The organism is Streptomyces sp. SLBN-8D4, assembly GCF_049739545.1.
Lineage (GTDB): Bacteria > Actinomycetota > Actinomycetes > Streptomycetales > Streptomycetaceae > Streptomyces > Streptomyces canus_C.
Genome location: NZ_JBMGQC010000001.1, coordinates 1,609,640 through 1,629,685 on the forward strand (window position 1 = coordinate 1,609,640; position 20,046 = coordinate 1,629,685).

Below are 20,046 nucleotides of genomic sequence, written 5' to 3' on the forward strand. Positions count from 1 at the left end.
CCGCTCATGTCCGCCGTCCGGTCCTGGTACGCCCCCGTCGTGACCCGTCTGAGGACGACGAACCCGTACGTCGTCGACAGCGCACTCGCCGCGCTGGTGCTGTTCGCCGCGTCCCTGCAGTGGATGTTCCCGGACGAGGGCGACGACCCGCTGAGCCTGGTGGGCTGGCTGCTGGGGGCCGCCACCGCCGTCCCCCTGGTCTGGCGCCGCCGCTTCCCCTACGCCTGCGCCCTGGCCGTCTCGGCGGCTACCACGGCGATGGCCTACTACCACGCGCCACCGCCGGACGTGCTCTACGGCGGGCTCGTCGTCCTCTACACCATGGCCGCCCGGGGCCTGCCCTGGCAGCGCCGCACGATGCTGGCGAGCTGGCTGCTCGGGGCCGTGCTGACCATGCGGCACAAGGAGCACTCCGAGCCCTTCGAGTACGCCTTCCACCTCACCGGCATGATCTGCGCCTACGGCCTCGGCGTACTGGCCCGCGTCCAGCGCGCGTACACCGCCGCCGTCGAGGACCGGGCGCGCCGCCTCGAACGGGAGCGGGCCGCGGAGACCGCGCGGGCCATCGCCCAGGAACGCTCCCGCATCGCCCGGGACATGCACGACATCCTCGCGCACGCGGTCAGCCTGATGGTCGTCCAGGCGGAGGCCGGACCGGTCGTGGTGCGCAGCGACCCGGACCGCGCCGAGGCGGCGTTCGACGCGATCGCGGCCAGCGGGCGGGACGCCATGGCCCAACTGCGGCGCATCCTCGGGGTGTTGAAGGAGGAGGAACGCCGGGGCGGCGCCGCCCGGCTGCCGCAGCCGGATCTCGCCGGACTGCCCGATCTGGTCCGGCAGGTCGCCGCATCGACTTCCCTGCGGGTCGAGTTGAGCGTACGCGGCCGGTCCCGTTCGCTCCCCCCGGACACCGAGGTGGCCGCCTATCGCGCGGTGCAGGAGGCCCTCACCAACACGGTGAAGCACGCGTACGCTTCCTGCGCACAGGTGGAACTCGACTGGGCGGAGGACGAGTTGACCCTCACGGTCACCGACGACGGCAGAGGCCCCGCGCGCACGAACGGCGGCCACGGACTGATCGGCCTCAGGGAGCGGGCGGCCGCCTGCGGGGGCAGCGCGGAGGCCGGGCCGGGTCCGCAGGGGGGCTTCCGGGTCGTCGTACGGCTGCCCGCCGGCGCGGACCGGGAAGCGGCTCTCGGGTGAGCATCCGGGTGGTCGTCGCCGACGACCAGGAACTGGTCCGCAGCGGCTTTTCCATGATCCTGGAGGCGCAGCAGGACATCGAGGTGGTCGCCGAGGCCGGGGACGGCGCCGAGGCGGTGGCCGCGGTGCGCAGGCACACGCCCGACGTCCTCCTCCTCGACATCCGGATGCCCGTCATGGACGGTCTGGAGGCGGCCCGGCGGGTGTGCGCGCAGTCGAGCTGCAAGGTGGTCATGCTGACCACGTTCGACCTCGACGAGTACGTGTACGACGCGCTGTACGCCGGAGCCAGCGGCTTCCTCCTCAAGGACGTCCGCCGGGACGACCTCGTGCACGCGGTCCGCGTGGTGGCGGGCGGCGACTCGCTGCTCGCGCCGACGATCACCCGCCGCCTGGTCGCGGACATCGTGCGCCGCCGCCGGGAGGAGGCCGCCACCGCGACCGCCCCCGGCCGCCTGGACGCCCTGACGGCCCGCGAGGTGGAGATCCTGCGGATGCTGGCCCGGGGTCTGTCCAACGCGGAGATCGCCACGACCCTGTTCGTGAGCGAGCACACGGTGAAGACCCATGTGAGCAACGTCCTGAGCAAGTTGGGGCTGCGAGACCGGGTCCAGGCGGTGATCTGCGCGTACGAGACGGGCCTGGTGGCGCCGGGCGCCCCCTAGTCCCCGAGCTCGGTGAACAACGTCAGCTGAAGCGAACCGGGCGCCTCCAGCCTGGAGTTCAACGAGTTCCACGGAGTACGGGTCGGCTCGGCGACGACTTCCGCCCCTGCCTGAGCCAGCCTCGCCGTCGTGGCGGTCGAGTCGTCGACCTCGAAGGCGACCCTGATGTGCCCCGCGACCCGCTTGCCGACCTCGACCTCGTCGATGAACGCGGCATGGCTGGGATCGGTCAGCTCCAGCGTCGCCCGCCCCGCCTCCAGAATGGTCACCCGCCCGTCCGGCGACGAGAACGCGGCCCGCTCGGGCAGCCCGAGGACGTCCCGGTAGAAGCGCAGCGCCTCGTCGTAGTCCTCCGCCGTGACGACGAGACGGAGTTCACGGACGGCGGGGGGTACCTCGGACATGCGGGCCTCCTGGTGTCTCCAAGGTCAACTCCCTGACCGGTACCGAAAATTCCTCCCCCGCGGGAGTGAGCCGGGCCCCGCCCTCACCCGTACGGCGGAGCTCCGGAAACCACCCGCGACGGCGATCCGGTGATCACGCCCGCCGCACCAGTCTGAGGGTGCCATCGACCACCGCCAACCCGCCGGGAGGCCCCCGTGCTCTCCACCCTCGCCCGGGCAGCGACCCGCCGCCCGCTGACCGTCATCGGCCTCTGGGCCGCCTTCCTGCTGCTGGGCTTCGGCCTCGGGACGGGCGTCTTCGCCGACCTCTCCGACGATGTGCCCGACGTGCCGGGCACCGAGTCCGACACGGCCGACGACTATCTCTCCGGCGTGGACCCGACCGGCGAGTCCGTCACCGCGGTCGTCGCGGGCGAGGCCGTCTCCGACGCGGCCCTGCGCGCCCAGGTGGAGCGGACCGTCGCCCGGGTCCGCGAGATCGCCGGGGTGGCCGGCGTGCCGGACCCGTACACCACCCCCGGTCTCACCGCCCGCGACGGCCGGGCCCTGATCATCCCCGTCACCTTCGAGGGCGGCCTCAGCGACGAGGACGAGGAGAAGGCGACCGACGCGGCCGTCGACACGATCAAGCGGATCGACGCGCCCGACGTCCACGTCAGCGGCGGCGAACTGCTGGGCCGCCAGCTCGGGGAACGCGCCCAGGAGGACGTGAAGAACGCCGAGTTGATCTCCCTGCCGGTCGTACTCGCCCTGCTGCTCGTCGTGTTCGGCGGACTGCGCGCCGCCGCACTGCCGCTGGTGGTCGCGGTGAGCGGGATCGCGGGCGCCTTCCTCGGGCTGTTCGCCTTCAGCCAGGTCACCGACATCTCGGTGTACGCGATCCAGGTCACCACCATGCTCGGCCTCGGACTCGCCGTCGACTACGCCCTGTTGACACTGGTCCGCTTCCGCGAGGAACGACGGCACACCGACGACGTGGTCGAGGCCGTGCACCGCACGGTCGACGCGGCCGGCCGGACCGTCCTGTTCTCCGGCCTCACCGTGGCCGTCAGCCTGACCGGCCTGCTGGTCTTCCCGAGCGTGTTCCTGCGCAGCATGGGCCTGGCCGTCGCGGCCGTCGTGGTGGTCGACATGCTGGCCGCGGTGACGCTGCTGCCCGCGCTGCTCACGAAGTTCGGCGGGCGGATCCGGCCCTCGAAGGCGCGTTCCGAGGACGAGGAGGGCCGCGTATTCGCCCGCCTCGCCCGCTTCGCACAGCGCCGCCGGGTCGCTGTCCTGGTCACCGTCGTCCCGGTCCTGCTGCTCCTGGCCCTGCCGGTGACCGGCATGCGGATCGCCATCGGGGATGCCCGGCAACTGCCCTCCGGCACCGAGGCACGGCAGCTGTACGACACCGTCGGCGCGCACTTCCCGAAGGGCACCGGGGTCTCCCCCGTGGTCGTCGTCCTCAAGCCCGGCACCGACCCCGCGACCGCCGACCGCGTCCGCGCCCTGGTTCCGAACGCCGAGTCCCGTGACCTGCCGGGCGGCAACACGGTCGTGGAACTGCGGCCGCCCGGCACGGTGGACGGCACGGCGGCCACCGACCTGGTCGAGCGGGTACGGGAGCTGCGCGGCGACCGGCCCGTCGAGGTGACCGGCGTCGCGGCCCGGCTGGTCGACTTCCGCGCGATGCTCGCCGACCGGGCGCCCTGGGCGGCGCTGACCGTCCTGGCCGCCGTCTTCGTCCTGCTGTTCGCCTTCACCGGCTCGGTGCTGCTCCCGCTGCGCACGATCGCGACCACCCTGCTCAGCCTGGGCGCGGCGCTCGGCGTGGTGGTGTGGGTCTTCCAGGACGGCCACGGGGCCGGACTGCTCGGCGGCGAGAGCCTGGGCGCGCTGAGCCTGACCGCCCCGCCGCTGATCGTGTCGATCGCCTTCGGGCTCGCCATGGACTACGAGCTGTTCATCCTGGCCCGGATGCGGGAGGCCCGGCAGCGCGACGGCGACGACCACGCGGCCGTCGTGACGGGGCTGCGGCGGTCGGGGCGGGTCGTCACCTGTGCCGCGCTGCTCCTCGCGATCGTGTTCGGAGCCTTCATGACCGGCGGTTTCTCCCCCATCCTCCAGATCGGCCTCGGTCTGACCCTGGCGGTGCTGATCGACGCGACGGTCGTACGGATGCTGCTGGTCCCGGCGACCATGGCGCTGCTCGGCCGACGTGCATGGTGGGCGCCGAAGCCGCTGCGCAGGGTGCACGACCGGTTCGGGCTGCGGGAGGCGGCCACGTCCGAGCGGATCGTGTCGACGAGCGCCTGACGGCGACGGATGGCGGTGCTCCGGCGCTCACGTCGAGCGCCGGAGCAGGCTGGGCCCCGGAGGCCCGCGCCACCGGACCCCGGCGAGGGACCAGGCGAGGGCCGGGCAGGCCGAGGACGTCGAGGACGTCGAGACGCCCCGGGCCGGCGGTCCCGCGTCGCCGGGCCGCCCGGCGCATCGCCCCTCGCGGGCCCCGCGGCCGGTCGCGTGCCTCCGCGGGTGTCCCGCACCGGTGGAGGCCCCTCCTCAGAGTCTCCTCATCGGAATCTCAGCCGGTGGCCCGACGATTCAAAGGATCACCCAAGGTCCGAGGCGCACGATGCACCCCCGAAGGCGGATATCTCAGGAAGGCCTGCAGTGGGTGACTCGCACATATCGAACCGGTCCGAGCAGTCGGAGAAGTGGTCCCGCCGCGGGATCCTCGCCGCGCTCGGCGCCGTACCGGCCGCGACCCTGCTGACGGGGTGCGGCGGAGGTTCGGCGGACGCCTCGCAGGGGTCCGGGGCGACCGCGTCCGTGCGGGCGGCGACCAGGAAGGCGGTCGTCTCGGTGGCCCCGGCGGACGGCACCACGAAGGCCGACTTCACGGCCCCCGTCGAGGTCACGGTCACCGCCGGCACCCTCGCCTCGGTGAAGGTCACGGGCAACGACGGCTCCGCACTCGACGGCTCCTTCGACGACGCCCGGACGAAATGGACCTCGTCGAAGAACCCGTACTCGGGCACCAGGTACACGGTCGCGGTCACGGCACAGGGCGGCACCGAGGAGACTGCGACCTTCACCACCAAGTCCCCCGGCGAGACGTTCGTCGGCTACTTCACCCCCGAGGCGGGCTCCACCTCCGGCGTCGGCATGCCCGTGTCGATCAACTTCTCGCACGCCGTGTCCGACAGGGCCGCCGTGCAGAAGGCGGTCACCGTGACCGCGGAGCCCGCGGTGGAGATCGTGGGCCACTGGTTCAGCGACACCCGGCTCGACTTCCGGCCCGAGACCTACTGGGCGGCCGGCACGAAGATCACGCTCGGTCTGCGGCTCAAGGACGTCCAGGGCACGGACGGCGTCTACGGTGTCCAGTCGAAGGACGTCACCTTCCACATCGGCCGCGAGCAGATCAGCACGGTCGACCTGGCCGCCAAGGAGATGGTGGTCAAGCGGGGCGGCGAGACGATCGCCACCTACCCGGTCAGTGGCGGCGACTCCGATCACACCACCTGGTCCGGGATCATGGTGATCAGCGAGCGGTTCAAGCAGACCCGCATGGAGTCCTCGACGGTCGGGCTCGGCGACGAGTACGACATCTCCGACGTCCCGCACGCCCAGCGCCTGACCACCTCCGGGACCTTCGTGCACGGCAACTACTGGGCGTCCACGTCGGTGTTCGGCCACGAGAACACCAGCCACGGCTGCGTCGGCCTGCACGACGCGAAGGGCGCGAACGACAGCTCCGTGGCCGGTCACAAGTTCTACGCCGGCTCGATGCTCGGCGACGTAGTCATCGTGAAGAACTCCGGCGAGAAGACCGTGGAGCCGTCGAACGGCCTCAACGGCTGGAACCTGTCATGGGCGGACTGGAAGGCCGGCAGCGCGGTCCGGACGTCACAGTAGCCGGGCGAGGGCGGCCTCGGAGGGGCTGCCCGGCACCGCCTGGTAGACGATGATCACCTGCTGCTCGGCGCCCCCGACGGTGAGCGCCTGCCGCCGCAGGGCGAGGTCCCCGACGACCCCGCGGGTCCGGACACGCCAGCCACCCGGCCGGACCCGGATTCACGGGCTGAACTCACCTGCACCGCAGTGACTTTCACTGTTTCACCTCTTGACGACCGGAGTGGCCGAGAGCACATTGGGCGCACTCTGAGAGCGCTCTCAGAGCGTGCTCGAAGGGCATCCGCACCCCCATCCCGTACCCGAGAGGCACCCCCATGAGCGAAACCTCCGGCATACCCAGACGGCGACGGGCCCTCGTCGCCGTGCTGAGCACCCTCGGACTGGCCGCCGCCCTCGCGACGGCCGCCACCCTTCCCGCCGACGCCTCCGCCCCCACGCCTCCCACGGGCTGGTCGCAGGTCTTCCTCGACGACTTCAACGGCTCGGCGGGAACCGGCGTCAGTACCTCCAACTGGCAGTACGCGACCGGGACTTCCTACCCCGGCGGCCCTGCCAACTGGGGCACCGGCGAGGTCGAGAGGATGACCAACAGCACGAGCAACGTCGCCCTCGACGGCAACGGCAACCTCCGCATCACCCCCCTCCGCGACTCGGCCGGCAACTGGACCTCGGGCCGTATCGAGACCAACCGCACCGACTTCCAGCCCCCGTCCGGCGGCAAGCTGCGCGTCGAGGCACGGATCCAGATGCCCAACGTCACCGGCACCGCGGCCGAGGGCTACTGGCCCGCCTTCTGGATGCTGGGCGCGCCCTACCGCGGCAACTACCAGAACTGGCCGAGCGTCGGCGAGCTGGACATCATGGAGAACGTCCAGGGCATGAACCGGGTGTGGGCCACGATGCACTGCGGCACCAACCCGGGCGGCCCGTGCAACGAGACGACGGGCATCGGCAACAACGTCGCCTGCCCGGGCTCGACCTGCCAGTCGGCGTTCCACACCTACACGATGGAGTGGGACCGCTCGGTGAGCCCCGAGACGATCCGCTTCCTGGTGGACGGCACCCAGTTCCACTCGGTCAACGCGAGCCAGGTCGGCGCCACGACCTGGGCCAACGCCACCCAGCACGGCTTCTTCGTCATCCTCAACGTGGCGATGGGCGGCGCCTTCCCGGACGCGTTCGGCGGCGGCCTCGACTCCGGCACCCAGTCCGGCGTGCCCATGGTCGTGGACTACGTCCAGGTGCTGTCGGCGAGTGGGAGCGGTACCACACCGCCACCCACGGGAGGCGTCGACGCGTACGGCACCATCCAGGCGGAGTCCTTCAACAGCCAGAGCGGTGTCGGCACCGAGACCACGACCGACACCGGCGGCGGCCAGAACATCGCCTCCCTCGCCAACGGCGACTGGGCGCTCTACCAGAACGTCAACTTCGGCTCCACGGCGGCGACCCAGTTCGTGGCGCGGGTGGCGAGCGGCGCGGCGGGCGGGGTCAGCGGTCTGGTCGAGGTGCGCCTGGACAGTCGTACCGCAACTCCGATCGGCAGCTTCGCCCTCGCCAACACCGGTGGCTGGCAGTCCTGGAGAACGGTCCCGGCGAACATCGGCGCCGTCACCGGCACCCACAACGTCTACCTGACCTTCACCAGCGGCCAGCCGGCCGACTTCGTGAACGTGAACTGGTTCAACTTCGGTCACTGAAAGGCTCGTCGAGACCCCGCGAGGTCGCTTGTGCGGGCTCGCGGGGTGGCGCTGCGCCGTGTCATCCCAGATAGGCGGGGGCGACCGCGGAGGTCATCAGGCGGCGTGCCGCGCCGCCGCCGTCGGCGGGCACGGTCCACAGGTCGGAGCCGTAGTCGCCGGGGAGGGCGTAGACGAGGGAGCCGTCGTCGGCCCACAGGGCCTGGTCGTCGATGTTGCGCGACTCGGCGGTCGCGGTTTCTTTCATGGTGCGCAGGTTCAGGACGTACAGCCGCCAAGGGGCGTCGGCGGAGGCCCCCTTGACGCGCTTCTTGTAGGCGATGCGGGTGCCGTCGGGCGAGAGGGAGGGGCATTCGACGTCGCGGTGCAGGGTGGTGAGGATGCGCGCGGTGACGTCGCCCCGCACGAGATACGTCCGGCCGCCGGTCGCCAGCGTGGCGTAGAAGCGGTTGTCGTCGGCGAAGGTGACGCCCCAGACGTTGGTGTCTGCGGCGTGGTACGCACGCCCGTCCTTGACGATGCGGAACGTCTCCAGGTTGTCGTCGATCGCCCAGGTACGGGTGTCCACGACGGCCGTACGCGTGGAGAAGTTCGTTCCGGCGTACGAGTCCCCGCTGACGAACACCGTCCAGGCGACCAGGTGTCCCGAGGGCGAGACCCGGGCCCGGGTGGGGATGCCGGCCGCCGGGAAGCGGTGGCGTTCGCGCAGGTGCGCGTCGAGCACCACCGCGCGGTAGGTGTCCTCCAGGGCCCCGTGCACGGCCTGGAGACAGATGCCGGTGCCGGCCGCAGCGTGGAAGCGCAGGCACTTCACACCCGAAGCCGTGCGCGGGCCCTGCGGATCGTCGGCGGGGACGGTGGCGATCTCGTCGCGGTGCGGGCCCCAGGCGAGGTTGCGGACCAGCAGGCGGCGCTCGGCCGTCGGGCGGAGCGAGACGGTGCCGGCCCGTACGGTCGGTCCGTCCGCCTGCTGCTGGTCTCTCCGGCCCGAGCGGTGGGCGGCGTACAGCACCGACCCGGCGCCGACCGCGCCGAGCAGCACGACGGCGATCAGCAGGGTCACCAGACGGGTCGTTCGGGTCATGCGGGCACCTCGTCGGTGGTGGGGGTCTCGTCCGTGCCGCGCAGGACGAACACGGCCACGAGGGCGCTGACGGCCAGCGCGGCCGCGGTGACGGCGAGCGCAGTCCGCCCGCCCCACAGGCTCCAGGCCGCGCCGAAGGCGAGGGAACAGGCGAACCGGGCCAGCGCCTGCCCGGTGCCCACCAGCGCCTGCCCCGCGCCCTGTTGCCGGGCCGGGACGACGGCGGCGGTGGCGGCCGCGAGCACTCCGTCGGTGGCCGCGTAGAAGGTGCCGTGCAGCACGAGGACGGCGATCACGGCCGGGACGCCGTGCCACGGGGAGAGCACCAGGCCGTACCCGAGCAGCAGGACACCGTGGCCGGCCAGGAAGAGCCGGCGGCGGCCGACGCGGTCCGCCAGTGCGCCGAGGGGCACGGCGAGCAGCAGGAAGCAGGCGGCGGTGCCCAGCGGCAGCAGCGGGAACAGGTGGGCGGGCAGGTTCCCCGCGCGCTGGAGCAGCAGATACAGGAAGGAGTCGCTGACGGTGGTCAGGCCGAGCAGGGCCGCACACACCGTGAGCCGACGCAGTTCCGGCCGCCGCAGCAGCCCGATCGCCTCCCGCAGCTGTGGCGGGTGGACCGGCTCGGGCGGCGGGGGCCGTCGTACGGCGGCGGCGGGCGCGTCGATCCTGCGGGGCACGAAGAGCACCAGGACCAGGACGCCGAGTGCGGCGACGCAGCCGCTGACCGCGAAGACCGCGTCGTAGCCGTCGACGGTGGCCCGCAGGACGGCGAAGGCGACGAGCGGGCCGAGGAGCGCGCCGGTGGTGTCCATGGCGCGATGGACGCCGAACGCCCGCCCCCTGCGGGCGGGTTCGGTCGCCAGCGAGATCATCGCGTCCCGCGGGGCGGTGCGCAGCCCCTTGCCGGTCCGGTCGACGGCGAGCACGGCGCCGAGCACGGGGAGGGTGTGGGCGAGGAGCAACAGCGGTTTGCACAGCGCCGACAGACCGTAGCCGAGGCCCGCCACGACCTTGTGGCCCCGGCCTCCCCGGTCGGCGAGATGGCCGCCGGCCAGCCGGACGAGGGCGCCGACGCCGTTGTTGATGCCGTCGAGGAGACCGAAGCCGAGGGGCGAGAGGCCAAGGCCCGCGACCACGTACAGCGGCAGGACGGCCGTCACCATCTCCGAGGAGACGTCCGTGATCAGGCTGACCGCGCCCAGCGCCAGCACGGTGGAGGGCACGGCGGCCGGCCGCCGTCCCGGACGGGTGTCCGGGACGGCGGCGGCCTCGGTGCCGCGGGAACCCGTGCTCCGGGAGTCCGCGAGGTACACGGGCGTCAGTTCCAGATGCCGGTGATGTCGGAGGCCGAGGCGGCGTTGCCCGCGTGGGCGCTCAGACCGGCCAGGTCCTCCACCGTGCGCAGCACGTTGTAGTGGTTGTAGGTCGTGGAGCTGGAGCTGCCGGGGGCGACGTGCTGCCCGTAGAACAGGGTGGGGATGCGGTTGCCGGAGAGCTTGTTGTCCTCGTCGAAGGTGACGGCGAGGATGCTGTTGTGGGTCTTGGCCCAGGTGGCGTAGGCGCCCAGGTTGTTCTTGATCCAGGTGTCGCCCGTGGACACCGAGCAGTCGTGCATGTCGCTGCACAGGTTCGGGACGACGAAGGACACCTTGGGCAGGGTCGTGTAGTCGGTCGGGAACTGCGCGAAGGTCTTCGCGGTGCTGGTCGGCACGTTGGAGAAGCCGAACCACGGGTTGTGCTTCTGCGCGTAGTTCCCGCTGCTGCAGGTCGTCGAACCCTGGCTGGGCAGCGATTCGTTGTAGCTCGCCCAGGTCTGGCCCGCGGCGATCAGCTCGGAGGCGAGGTTGGGCTTGTTGATGGAACCGACGCCGACGCAACTGTCGTCGGTGCGGCCCTGGTTGGAGCCGGAGAAGAGCATGTAGTAGTTCGGCTCACTGGGGTGGGTGAGGCCGTAGGACTGGGTGAGCTCGGCGCCACCCGCCTTGAGGGTGTTGTTGAGGTACGGCGCGCTGGAGCTTCCGATGACCTGCGAGTAGGCGTGGTTCTCCATCACCACGACCACGACGTGGTCGGGGGTGGGCAGAGCGGCTGCCTCGGCGGTGGAGGCCGTCGCGGCCCACACGCCGATCGAGGTGGCGGTGAGAGCGAGGGCTCCGGCGAGAGCGGAGAGGGAACGTCGGTTGCGCTGCGGTGCCTTGACGGCGGCCATGACTGTCCTCCGGACAGAGGTGACGGACGTTCGGGGGGAGCGGCGCCGCAACCCTAGGAGCCCTCGGCCGGGTCCACGTGAAGGCCGGGCGAACCCCGGGCTCCGCCAGGCAAAGATCACCCCACGCACAGGTCATGCACGGCAAAGGGTTGGTCAAGTGAGCATCGCGCCGGACGGTTTGGCGGGATGCCAACCGTCCTGGCCGACGACGCAGAACTCGTTTCCCTCAGGATCGGCCAGTACCGGATGGTCCGCAAATCGGTCCCACACCCTCGCACCGAGCCCGACGAACCGCTCGGCCTCCGCCCACATGTCAGGGGCGGACAGGTCCAGGTGTGCCCGGTTCTTGCAGCTCTTGCCCGGCGACGGCGGATCCGTCCAGCGCGGCCGCCCAGAACCGGGCCGTGGCGGCGGGGCGGGCGCGGTCGAAGACGATGTCACGCAGTCCGGCCAACTCGATCCGCTCCTACCGAAGTTCCGTCCGGAACGCCGCCGGTGTCATGTCGGTGTGCTGGTGGAAGAACTTGGAGAAGTTCGCGGCGTCGGGAAACCCCACCGCCGCCCCCACCCGCCCGATCGGCATGTCGGTGTGGGCCAGCAGCCGCTTCGCCTCCAGTACGACCCGCTTGTCGATGAACCCCTTGGGGGTCTCCCCCGTCGCGGCGCGCACCGCACGCACCAGGGTCCGGCGGGAGTAGCCCAGCGCGTCGGCGTACGCACTGACACTGTGGTTCGTGGCGAAGCCCTTCTCCACCGCGTCCCGGAACAGGGTGAACGTCGACTCGGCCCGCCGCCCGGCCTCCGCCGAACTCGCCGCGAGGTGGGCCAGGCGCAGCAGGAACGCCGTCAGCGAGTGCCGCAGGACCGAGGTGTGCAGGCTCAGCGGGAGCGTCGAGGAGTCTTCGTACTCCCGCTGAAGCTGGGTCACGGAGGCCTTCAGGCCCGCCAACTGGGCATCGGAGGGCCGCAGCAGTGGCGGGAGGTCGTAGCGGTAGAGCCCCGTCGCCTCCACCGTCGCCCGCGGCAGGAAGCCCGGCTGCATGGTCAGCACGGTTCCGCGGTACTCGCTCGTCGGTGAGAAGCGGTGGACCTGGCCCGGGCGGATCCACACCACGTCGCCCGCCGTCGCCGCGTACTCGGCGAAATCGATCATGTGGCGGACGGGCCCGCCGTCGAAGAGCATCACGACATGGAAGTCGATGCGGTGCACGCGCTCCAACGGGGCATCCGCGTGCCAGGTGCGTCCGGCTCCCATCGGGCCGACCTGCATGCCGACTCCGCACACACTCAGCTCGCTGGGGAAGGGGAACGTTCTGATCCCGTCCACTTGGCCGTCACCGTCTCCACCTTGGATGGAGGCTTGGGGTGTTCTGTCCGCCATGTCCTGCTCGTGCCGCCTGCCTGGAGCGTTCCGTGTCCCACTTTCACCACAGGCTGACACACGGCGACCTTCCCCCGTAAAAGTCATACTTTTAAGTTTGAACACATCAGGCCAGCTTTCCCGCTCCAATCGAGGATTTCTTGAAGATGAGCACGCAGACACCGGACACCTTCGAATGGACCGAAGTCGACCGGCGTGCCGTCGACACCGCCCGCCTTCTGGCGGCCGATGCCGTGCAGCAGGCCGGAAACGGGCACCCGGGCACCGCGATGGCCCTGGCGCCGGCGGCGTACACGATCTTTCAGAAGGTGATGCGTCACGACCCCGCCGATCCCGAGTGGACGGGTCGTGACCGTTTCGTCCTCTCCCCCGGGCACACCTCGCTGACGCTCTACACCCAGCTCTACCTCTCCGGGTACGAGCTGGAGCTCGACGACCTCAAGGCCTTCCGGACCCACGGCTCCAAGACGCCCGGTCACCCCGAGTACGGGCACACCGCCGGCGTCGAGACCACCACCGGGCCGCTCGGCCAGGGTGTCGCCAACGCGGTCGGCATGGCGATGGCCGCCCGCTACGAGCGCGGCCTGTTCGACCCCGAGGCCCCCGAGGGCGAGTCCCCCTTCGACCACACCGTCTGGGCGATCGTCTCGGACGGCGACCTGGAGGAGGGCATCTCCGCCGAGGCCTCCTCCCTCGCCGGCCACCAGAAGCTCGGCAACCTGGTCTTCGTCTACGACGACAACCACATCTCCATCGAGGGCGACACCGCCACCGCGTTCTCCGAGGACGTGCTGAAGCGGTACGAGGCCTACGGCTGGCACACCCAGCGCATCGAGCCCGGCGCCGACGGCGACATCGACGTACACGCCCTGTACGCGGCCCTGAAGGCGGCCCAGGCCGAGACCGGGCGGCCCTCGATCATCGCGATGCGCACGATCATCGCCTGGCCCGCCCCGAACGCGCGGAACACCGAGGCCGCCCACGGCTCCGCGCTCGGCGCCGACGAGGTCGCCGCCACCAAGCGCGTCCTCGGCTTCGACCCGGACAAGAGCTTCGAGGTCACGGACGAGGTCATCCGCCACACCCGGCTGGCCCTGGACCGGGGCGCCGAGGCGCACGCGGCCTGGGACAAGCAGATCTCCGGGTGGCGCGGTGAGCAGCCCGAGCGGGCCGAGCTCTTCGACCGGATCGTCTCCGGCCAGCTCCCCGAGGGCTGGGAGTCCGCGATCCCGGTCTTCGAGGAGGGCGGCTCCGTCGCCACCCGTGCCGCCTCCGGCAAGGTCCTCCAGGCGCTGGGCCCGGTGCTGCCCGAGCTGTGGGGCGGTTCCGCCGACCTCGCCGGGTCGAACAACACCACCATCGACAAGACGAGCTCCTTCCTGCCGAAGGGCAACGCGCTGCCGGAGGCCGACCCGTACGGCCGTACCGTCCACTTCGGAATCCGCGAGCACTCGATGGCCGCCGCGATGAACGGCATCGCGCTGCACGGCAACACACGGATCTACGGCGGCACCTTCCTGGTCTTCTCCGACTACATGCGCAACGCGGTCCGCCTGTCCGCGCTGATGCAGCTGCCCGTCACCTACGTCTGGACGCACGACTCCATCGGCCTCGGCGAGGACGGCCCGACCCACCAGCCGGTCGAGCACCTGGCCTCGCTGCGCGCCATCCCGGGCCTGAACGTCGTCCGTCCGGCCGATGCCAACGAGACCGCGATCGCCTGGGCCGAGATCCTGAAGCGGCACGCCACCGACCCGGCCCCGCACGGCCTCGCACTCACCCGCCAGGGTGTCCCGACGTACGCCCCGAACCCTGACGCGGCCAAGGGCGGGTACGTGCTCAGGGACTCCTCCACGGAGATTCCCGACGTGGTGCTCATCGCCACCGGCTCCGAGGTCCAGCTCGCCGTCGCCGCGCGGGAGCAGCTGGAAGCGGAGGGGGTGGGCACCCGGGTGGTGTCGATGCCGTCCGTGGAGTGGTTCGAGGAGCAGCCGCGGGAGTACCGGGAGCGCGTCCTTCCGCCGTCCGTGCGAGCCCGCGTCGCCATCGAGGCCGGCATCGGTCTCACGTGGTACCGCTTCACAGGTGACGCAGGACGCATCGTCTCCCTCGAACACTTCGGCGCCTCCGCCGACGCCAAGACCCTGTTCGCCGAGTACGGCTTCACCCCCGAGAACGTCGTCGCGGCAGCCAGGGAATCCCTCGCCGCCGCGCGTGGTTGATCCGACCGCCAGAAAGAAGATGATCACTGTGACCGAAGCGACCGCGACCGCGGGAGCACTCAAGCGCCTGTCCGACGAGGGCGTCTCCATCTGGCTGGACGACCTGTCACGCAAGCGGATCGAGTCGGGGAACCTGGCCGAGCTCGTCGCCACCCGGCACGTCGTCGGCGTCACCACCAACCCGTCCATCTTCCAGGCCGCCATCGGCTCCGGGGCGGGCTACGAGGAGCAGCTGACCGACCTCGCCACCCGGGGCGTCACGGTCGACGAGGCCGTACGGATGATGACCACGGCCGACGTCCGCGCCGCCGCCGACGTGCTGCGCCCGGTGTTTGACGCCACCGGCGGCCGGGACGGCAGGGTCTCCATCGAGGTCGACCCGCGTCTCGCCCACCACACGGCGGCGACGATCGCCGAGGCCAAGCAGCTGGCCTGGCTGGTGGACCGCCCGAACGTCATGATCAAGATCCCGGCGACCAAGGCGGGCCTCCCGGCGATCACCGAGGTCATCGGCCTCGGGATCAGCGTCAACGTCACGCTGATCTTCTCGCTGGAGCGCTACCGCGAGGTCATGGACGCCTACCTCGCCGGTCTGGAGAAGGCCGCCAAGAACGGCCTCGACCTCTCCACGATCCACTCCGTCGCCTCCTTCTTCGTCTCCCGGGTCGACTCCGAGATCGACAAGCGGCTCACCGTCCTCGGCACGGAGCAGGCCCTCGCGCTCAAGGGCCGGGCGGCGCTCGCCAACGCGCGGCTCGCCTACCAGGCGTACGAGGAGGTCTTCGGCGGCGAGCGCTGGACCTCCCTCGGCGGCGCCCGCGCCAACAAGCAGCGCCCGCTGTGGGCCTCGACGGGCGTGAAGGACCCGTCCTACAAGGACACGCTCTACGTCGACGACCTGGTCGCGCCCGGCACGGTCAACACCATGCCGGAGGCCACGCTGAACGCCACCGCCGACCACGGCCGGATCACCGGCGACACGGTGACCGGCGGCTACGCGCAGGCCCGCGCCGACCTGGCCGCTGTGGAGGCGCTCGGGATCTCCTACGACGAGGTCGTCCAGCAGCTGGAGGACGAGGGCGTCGCCAAGTTCGAGGCGGCCTGGCAGGACCTGCTTGACGCCGTCACCAAGTCGCTGAACAGCAAGGGAGTGGACGCGGAATGACCATCACCGCCGACTGGGAGAACCCCCTGCGCGACGAGCGCGACCGGCGTCTGCCCCGGATCGCCGGGCCCTCCGGGCTCGTCATCTTCGGTGTCACCGGCGACCTGTCCCGCAAGAAGCTGATGCCGGCCGTCTACGACCTCGCCAACCGCGGCATGCTCCCGCCGGGCTTCTCGCTCGTCGGGTTCGCCCGCCGGGACTGGGAGGACGAGGACTTCGCGCAGATCGTGCACGACTCCGTGCGCGAGCACGCGCGGACCGAGTTCCGTGAGGAGGTCTGGCAGCAGCTCGCCGAGGGGATGCGGTTCATCCCGGGTGACTTCGACGACGACACGGCGTTCGAGCAGCTGCGCCAGACCGTCGACGAGCTGGACAAGGTCCGCGGCACCGGTGGCAACTACGCCTTCTACCTCTCCGTACCGCCGAAGTTCTTCCCGAAGGTCGTCCAGCAGCTCAAGAAGCACGGGCTGGCGAACGCGCCCGAGGGGTCCTGGCGGCGGGCGGTCATCGAGAAGCCGTTCGGCCGCGACCTGAAGAGCGCCCGCGAGCTCAACGCGCTGGTGCACGACGTGTTCGAGCCGGACCAGGTCTTCCGCATCGACCACTACCTGGGCAAGGAGACCGTCCAGAACATCCTGGCGCTGCGCTTCGCCAACCAGATGTACGAGCCGATCTGGAACCGGTCGTACGTCGACCACGTGCAGATCACGATGGCCGAGGACATCGGCATCGGCGGCCGGGCCGGGTACTACGACGGCATCGGCGCCGCCCGAGACGTCATCCAGAACCACCTGCTCCAGCTGATGGCGCTCACCGCCATGGAGGAGCCGGCCGCCTTCGACGCCGAGTCGCTGCTCACCGAGAAGCTGAAGGTCCTCAGGGCCGTGAAGCTGCCGGAGGACATCGGCGAGCACGCCGTGCGCGGGCAGTACGCGGCAGGCTGGCAGGGCGGCGAGAAGGTGCGCGGCTATCTGGAGGAGGACGGCATCGACTCGTCCTCCACCACCGACACCTACGCGGCCGTCAGGCTGAACGTGGACAACCGCCGCTGGGCGGGTGTGCCCTTCTACCTGCGCACCGGCAAGCGCTTGGGCCGCCGGGTCACCGAGATCGCGGTCGTCTTCCAGACGGCCCCGCACTCGCCCTTCGACTCCACGGCCACCGAGGAGCTCGGCTCCAACGCCATCGTCATCCGGGTGCAGCCGGACGAGGGCATGACGGTCCGCTTCGGGTCGAAGGTGCCGGGCACCTCGATGGAGATCCGGGACGTGACGATGGACTTCGCCTACGGCGAGTCGTTCACCGAGTCCAGCCCGGAGGCGTACGAGCGGCTCATCCTGGATGTCCTCCTCGGGGACGCCAACCTGTTCCCGCGCCACCAGGAAGTGGAAGAGTCCTGGAAGATCCTCGACCCGATCGAGGAGCACTGGGCGAACCACGGCCGTCCGGCGCAGTACGCGTCGGGTACCTGGGGACCCGAGGAAGCCGACGAGATGCTCGCACGAGACGGACGGAGCTGGCGCAGGCCATGAAGATCGACCTGACCGACACCACGGCAAGCAAGATCAACAAGGCGCTGGTGCAGGGTCGCCGCGCCATCGGCACACCGGCCGTGGGCATGGTCCTGACGATGGTGATCGTCACGGACGAGGAGAACGCCTACGACGCGATCAAGGCGGCCGAGGAGGCCTCGCACGAGCACCCCTCGCGCACCCTGGTCGTCATCAAGCGGCACGCCCGCACCGCCCGCGACCGGATGGCGTCCAAGCTGGACGCCGAGGTCCGGGTGGGCGCCGACGCCGGCACCGGCGAGACGGTCATCCTGCGGACCTACGGCGAGGTCTCCGACCACGCCGACTCCGTCGTGCTGCCGCTGCTGCTGCCCGACGCCCCGGTGGTCGTGTGGTGGCCGGTGGACGCGCCGGAGAACCCCGCGAAGGACCCGCTGGGCGCGCTGGCCCAGCGCCGGATCACCGACCTGTACGCCGTCGAGAGCCCCCTCGACGTCCTGGCGACCCGGGTCCGCTCCTACGCGCCCGGCGACACCGACCTCGCCTGGACCCGGCTGACACCGTGGCGCTCGATGCTGGCGGCGGCGCTGGACCAGGCCCGCGCGCAGATCATCTCCGGGGCCGTGGAGGCCGAGGCCGACAACCCGGCCGCCGAGCTGCTCGCGCGCTGGCTGGAGGCGCGGCTGAAGGTGAAGATCGACCGCGTGGTCACTGCCGGTCCGGTCGTCACGGCCGTCCGCCTGGGCACCGCGAACGGCGAGGTCGTCATCGACCGTCCCGAGGGCCCGCTGGCCACGCTGTCCCTGCCGGGCCAGCCGTCCCGCACCCTCGCGCTGAAGGTCCGCACCACCTCCGAACTCATCGCCGAGGAGCTCCGCCGCCTCGACGCCGACGAGATGTACGCCGTCGCCCTGCGGGGCGAGGCCGGCAAGGAGACCCCTGCTCATGTCTGACTCCCCTCTTCTGACGCGTCGCCCCGAGTGGACGGCCCTGGAGGACCACCGAGCCGAGCAGCACGCGCATCTGCGTGAGCTGTTCGACCAGGACCCGGGGCGCGCGGAGCGATACGTGGTGCGCGTCGGCGATCTGCGCATCGACTACTCCAAGCACCTGATCACCGACGAGACCCTGGCCCTGCTCCAGGAACTGGCCACTGCCACCGACGTGTTCGGGCTCCGCGACGCCATGTTCCGCGGCGAGCGGATCAACCTCACCGAGGACCGGGCGGTGCTGCACACCGCGCTGCGGGCCCCCGCGGGCTCGGTGGTCGAGGTCGACGGCGAGAACGTCGTGCCCCGCGTGCACGCCGTCCTCGACAAGATGAGCGACTTCGCGAACCGGGTGCGCTCCGGCGAGTGGACCGGCCACACCGGCAAGCGGATCAAGAACGTCGTCAACATCGGCATCGGCGGCTCCGACCTCGGCCCCGCGATGGCGTACGAGGCCCTGCGGGCCTACACGGCACGGGAGTTGACCTTCCGCTTCGTGTCCAACGTGGACGGCGCCGACCTGCACGAGGCGGTACGGGACCTGGACCCGGCGGAGACCCTGTTCATCGTCGCGTCCAAGACGTTCACCACGATCGAGACGATCACGAACGCCACGTCGGCCCGCACCTGGCTGCTCGACGGACCCGCCGGACTCCACGACGACAAGGCCGTCGCCAAGCACTTCGTCGCCCTGTCGACGAACGCCGAGAAGGTCACGGACTTCGGTATCGACCCGGACAACATGTTCGAGTTCTGGGACTGGGTCGGCGGCCGCTACTCCTTCGACTCGGCGATCGGCCTCTCCCTGATGATCGCCATCGGCCCGGACCGGTTCCGGGAGATGCTCGACGGCTTCCGTATCGTCGACGAGCACTTCCAGAACGCGCCGGCCGAGGCCAACGCCCCACTGCTGCTGGGCCTGTTGGGCATCTGGTACATCAACTTCCACGACGCCCAGTCGCACGCGGTGCTGCCGTACTCCCACTACCTGTCGAAGTTCACCGCCTACCTTCAGCAGCTGGACATGGAGTCCAACGGCAAGTCGGTGCAGCGAGACGGCCGGCCGGTGGAGTGGCAGACCGGCCCGGTGGTGTGGGGCACGCCCGGCACCAACGGGCAGCACGCCTACTACCAGTTGATCCACCAGGGCACCAAGCTCATCCCGGCCGACCTCATCGGCTTCGCCCGCCCGATCGACGAGCTGAGCGACGAACTCAAGGCGCAGCACGACCTGTTGATGGCCAACATGTTCGCTCAGGGGCAGGCGCTCGCCTTCGGCAAGACCGCCGAGGAGGTGCGCGCGGAGGGCGTGGCCGAGGAGCAGGTGGCCCACCGCACCTTCCAGGGCAACCACCCGACCACGACCATCCTGGCGCGCGCGCTGACCCCCTCGGTTCTCGGTCAGCTCATCGCCCTCTACGAGCACAAGGTCTTCGTCCAGGGCGCGATCTGGAACATCGACTCCTTCGACCAGTGGGGCGTCGAGCTGGGCAAGGTCCTCGCCAAGCGCGTCGAGCCCGCCCTGACCGAGGGCGCCGACGTCCCCGGCCTCGACCCCTCCACCACCGCCCTCGTGGCCGCCTACCGTGAACTGAAGGAAGTGCACTGAT

The 20,046-nt window shown here is 71.0% G+C and carries 17 protein-coding genes; 10 read left to right on the plus strand and 7 right to left on the minus strand.

Translation table 11 applies throughout. From position 1 onward, the window contains the following. The first annotated feature begins 6 nt into the window (after positions 1–6). Positions 7–1,203, plus strand: a complete 1,197-nt coding sequence (locus RKD20_RS07425; protein ID WP_424876999.1) for a sensor histidine kinase — start codon at positions 7–9, stop codon at positions 1,201–1,203. After that, positions 1,200–1,868 (plus strand): response regulator, encoded by a 669-nt coding sequence (locus tag RKD20_RS07430; RefSeq protein ID WP_424877000.1) that lies wholly within the window; start codon positions 1,200–1,202, stop codon positions 1,866–1,868. Before RKD20_RS07425 ends, RKD20_RS07430 begins: the two co-directional genes overlap by 4 nt. Here the strand turns inward: RKD20_RS07430 and RKD20_RS07435 are convergent. Then, positions 1,865–2,272, minus strand: coding sequence for a VOC family protein (locus RKD20_RS07435; protein WP_424877001.1), 408 nt, complete (start codon positions 2,270–2,272; stop codon positions 1,865–1,867). The genes RKD20_RS07430 and RKD20_RS07435 overlap by 4 nt on opposite strands. 195 nt (positions 2,273–2,467) lie before the next feature. On the opposite strand from RKD20_RS07435, the gene RKD20_RS07440 reads away from it, so the two are divergent. Both RKD20_RS07440 and RKD20_RS07445 read left to right on the plus strand, forming a co-directional pair. Beyond that, positions 2,468–4,570, plus strand: coding sequence for an MMPL family transporter (locus RKD20_RS07440; protein ID WP_424877002.1), 2,103 nt, complete (start codon positions 2,468–2,470; stop codon positions 4,568–4,570). 357 nt (positions 4,571–4,927) lie between these two features. Further along, complete coding sequence (locus tag RKD20_RS07445) at positions 4,928–6,175, plus strand: L,D-transpeptidase (RefSeq protein WP_424877003.1); 1,248 nt, start codon at positions 4,928–4,930, stop codon at positions 6,173–6,175. Here the strand turns inward: RKD20_RS07445 and RKD20_RS07450 are convergent. Beyond that, entirely contained in the window at positions 6,167–6,334 is a 168-nt protein-coding gene (locus tag RKD20_RS07450; RefSeq protein ID WP_424883166.1) for a hypothetical protein, read from the minus strand. The genes RKD20_RS07445 and RKD20_RS07450 overlap by 9 nt on opposite strands. 155 nt (positions 6,335–6,489) lie before the next feature. On the opposite strand from RKD20_RS07450, the gene RKD20_RS07455 reads away from it, so the two are divergent. Beyond that, positions 6,490–7,875: a glycoside hydrolase family 16 protein gene (locus RKD20_RS07455; RefSeq protein ID WP_424877004.1), complete on the plus strand. Its 1,386-nt coding sequence runs from the start codon at positions 6,490–6,492 to the stop codon at positions 7,873–7,875. Between the two features lie 61 nt (positions 7,876–7,936). Here the strand turns inward: RKD20_RS07455 and RKD20_RS07460 are convergent, their stop codons facing one another. The 5 genes from RKD20_RS07460 to RKD20_RS07480 form a co-directional block, all read right to left on the minus strand. Next, complete coding sequence (locus tag RKD20_RS07460) at positions 7,937–8,959, minus strand: TolB family protein (RefSeq protein WP_424877005.1); 1,023 nt, start codon at positions 8,957–8,959, stop codon at positions 7,937–7,939. Then, positions 8,956–10,272, minus strand: coding sequence for an MFS transporter (locus tag RKD20_RS07465; RefSeq protein WP_424877006.1), 1,317 nt, complete (start codon positions 10,270–10,272; stop codon positions 8,956–8,958). The genes RKD20_RS07460 and RKD20_RS07465 overlap by 4 nt, the downstream gene beginning before the upstream one ends. A 5-nt stretch (positions 10,273–10,277) precedes the next feature. Then, a complete protein-coding gene (locus tag RKD20_RS07470; protein WP_424877007.1) occupies positions 10,278–11,168 on the minus strand; it encodes an alkaline phosphatase family protein in 891 nt (296 codons plus the stop codon). Between the two features lie 153 nt (positions 11,169–11,321). After that, complete coding sequence (locus tag RKD20_RS07475) at positions 11,322–11,609, minus strand: VOC family protein (RefSeq protein ID WP_424877008.1); 288 nt, start codon at positions 11,607–11,609, stop codon at positions 11,322–11,324. A 25-nt stretch (positions 11,610–11,634) separates the two neighbouring features. Further along, the gene (locus RKD20_RS07480; protein ID WP_424877009.1) at positions 11,635–12,549 is read right to left on the minus strand and encodes a helix-turn-helix domain-containing protein; all 915 of its coding nucleotides are present in this window, start codon (positions 12,547–12,549) and stop codon (positions 11,635–11,637) included. A gap of 146 nt (positions 12,550–12,695) precedes the next feature. On the opposite strand from RKD20_RS07480, the gene tkt reads away from it, so the two are divergent. Genes tkt through pgi form a run of 5 tightly spaced genes read left to right on the plus strand, consistent with a single transcriptional unit; the run spans position 12,696 to position 20,045 of the window. Continuing rightward, positions 12,696–14,771: a transketolase gene (gene tkt, locus RKD20_RS07485; RefSeq protein ID WP_424877010.1), complete on the plus strand. Its 2,076-nt coding sequence runs from the start codon at positions 12,696–12,698 to the stop codon at positions 14,769–14,771. Between the two features lie 19 nt (positions 14,772–14,790). Next, on the plus strand, positions 14,791–15,936 hold the full coding sequence (gene tal / locus RKD20_RS07490; RefSeq protein WP_424877011.1) for a transaldolase: 1,146 nt from the start codon (positions 14,791–14,793) through the stop codon (positions 15,934–15,936). Beyond that, complete coding sequence (zwf, locus tag RKD20_RS07495) at positions 15,933–17,468, plus strand: glucose-6-phosphate dehydrogenase (protein ID WP_424877012.1); 1,536 nt, start codon at positions 15,933–15,935, stop codon at positions 17,466–17,468. The genes tal and zwf overlap by 4 nt, the downstream gene beginning before the upstream one ends. Further along, the gene (gene opcA / locus RKD20_RS07500; RefSeq protein ID WP_424877013.1) at positions 17,465–18,400 is read left to right on the plus strand and encodes a glucose-6-phosphate dehydrogenase assembly protein OpcA; all 936 of its coding nucleotides are present in this window, start codon (positions 17,465–17,467) and stop codon (positions 18,398–18,400) included. Before zwf ends, opcA begins: the two co-directional genes overlap by 4 nt. Continuing rightward, entirely contained in the window at positions 18,393–20,045 is a 1,653-nt protein-coding gene (gene pgi / locus RKD20_RS07505) for a glucose-6-phosphate isomerase (RefSeq protein ID WP_424877014.1), read from the plus strand. The genes opcA and pgi overlap by 8 nt, the downstream gene beginning before the upstream one ends. Position 20,046 lies beyond the last annotated feature (1 nt).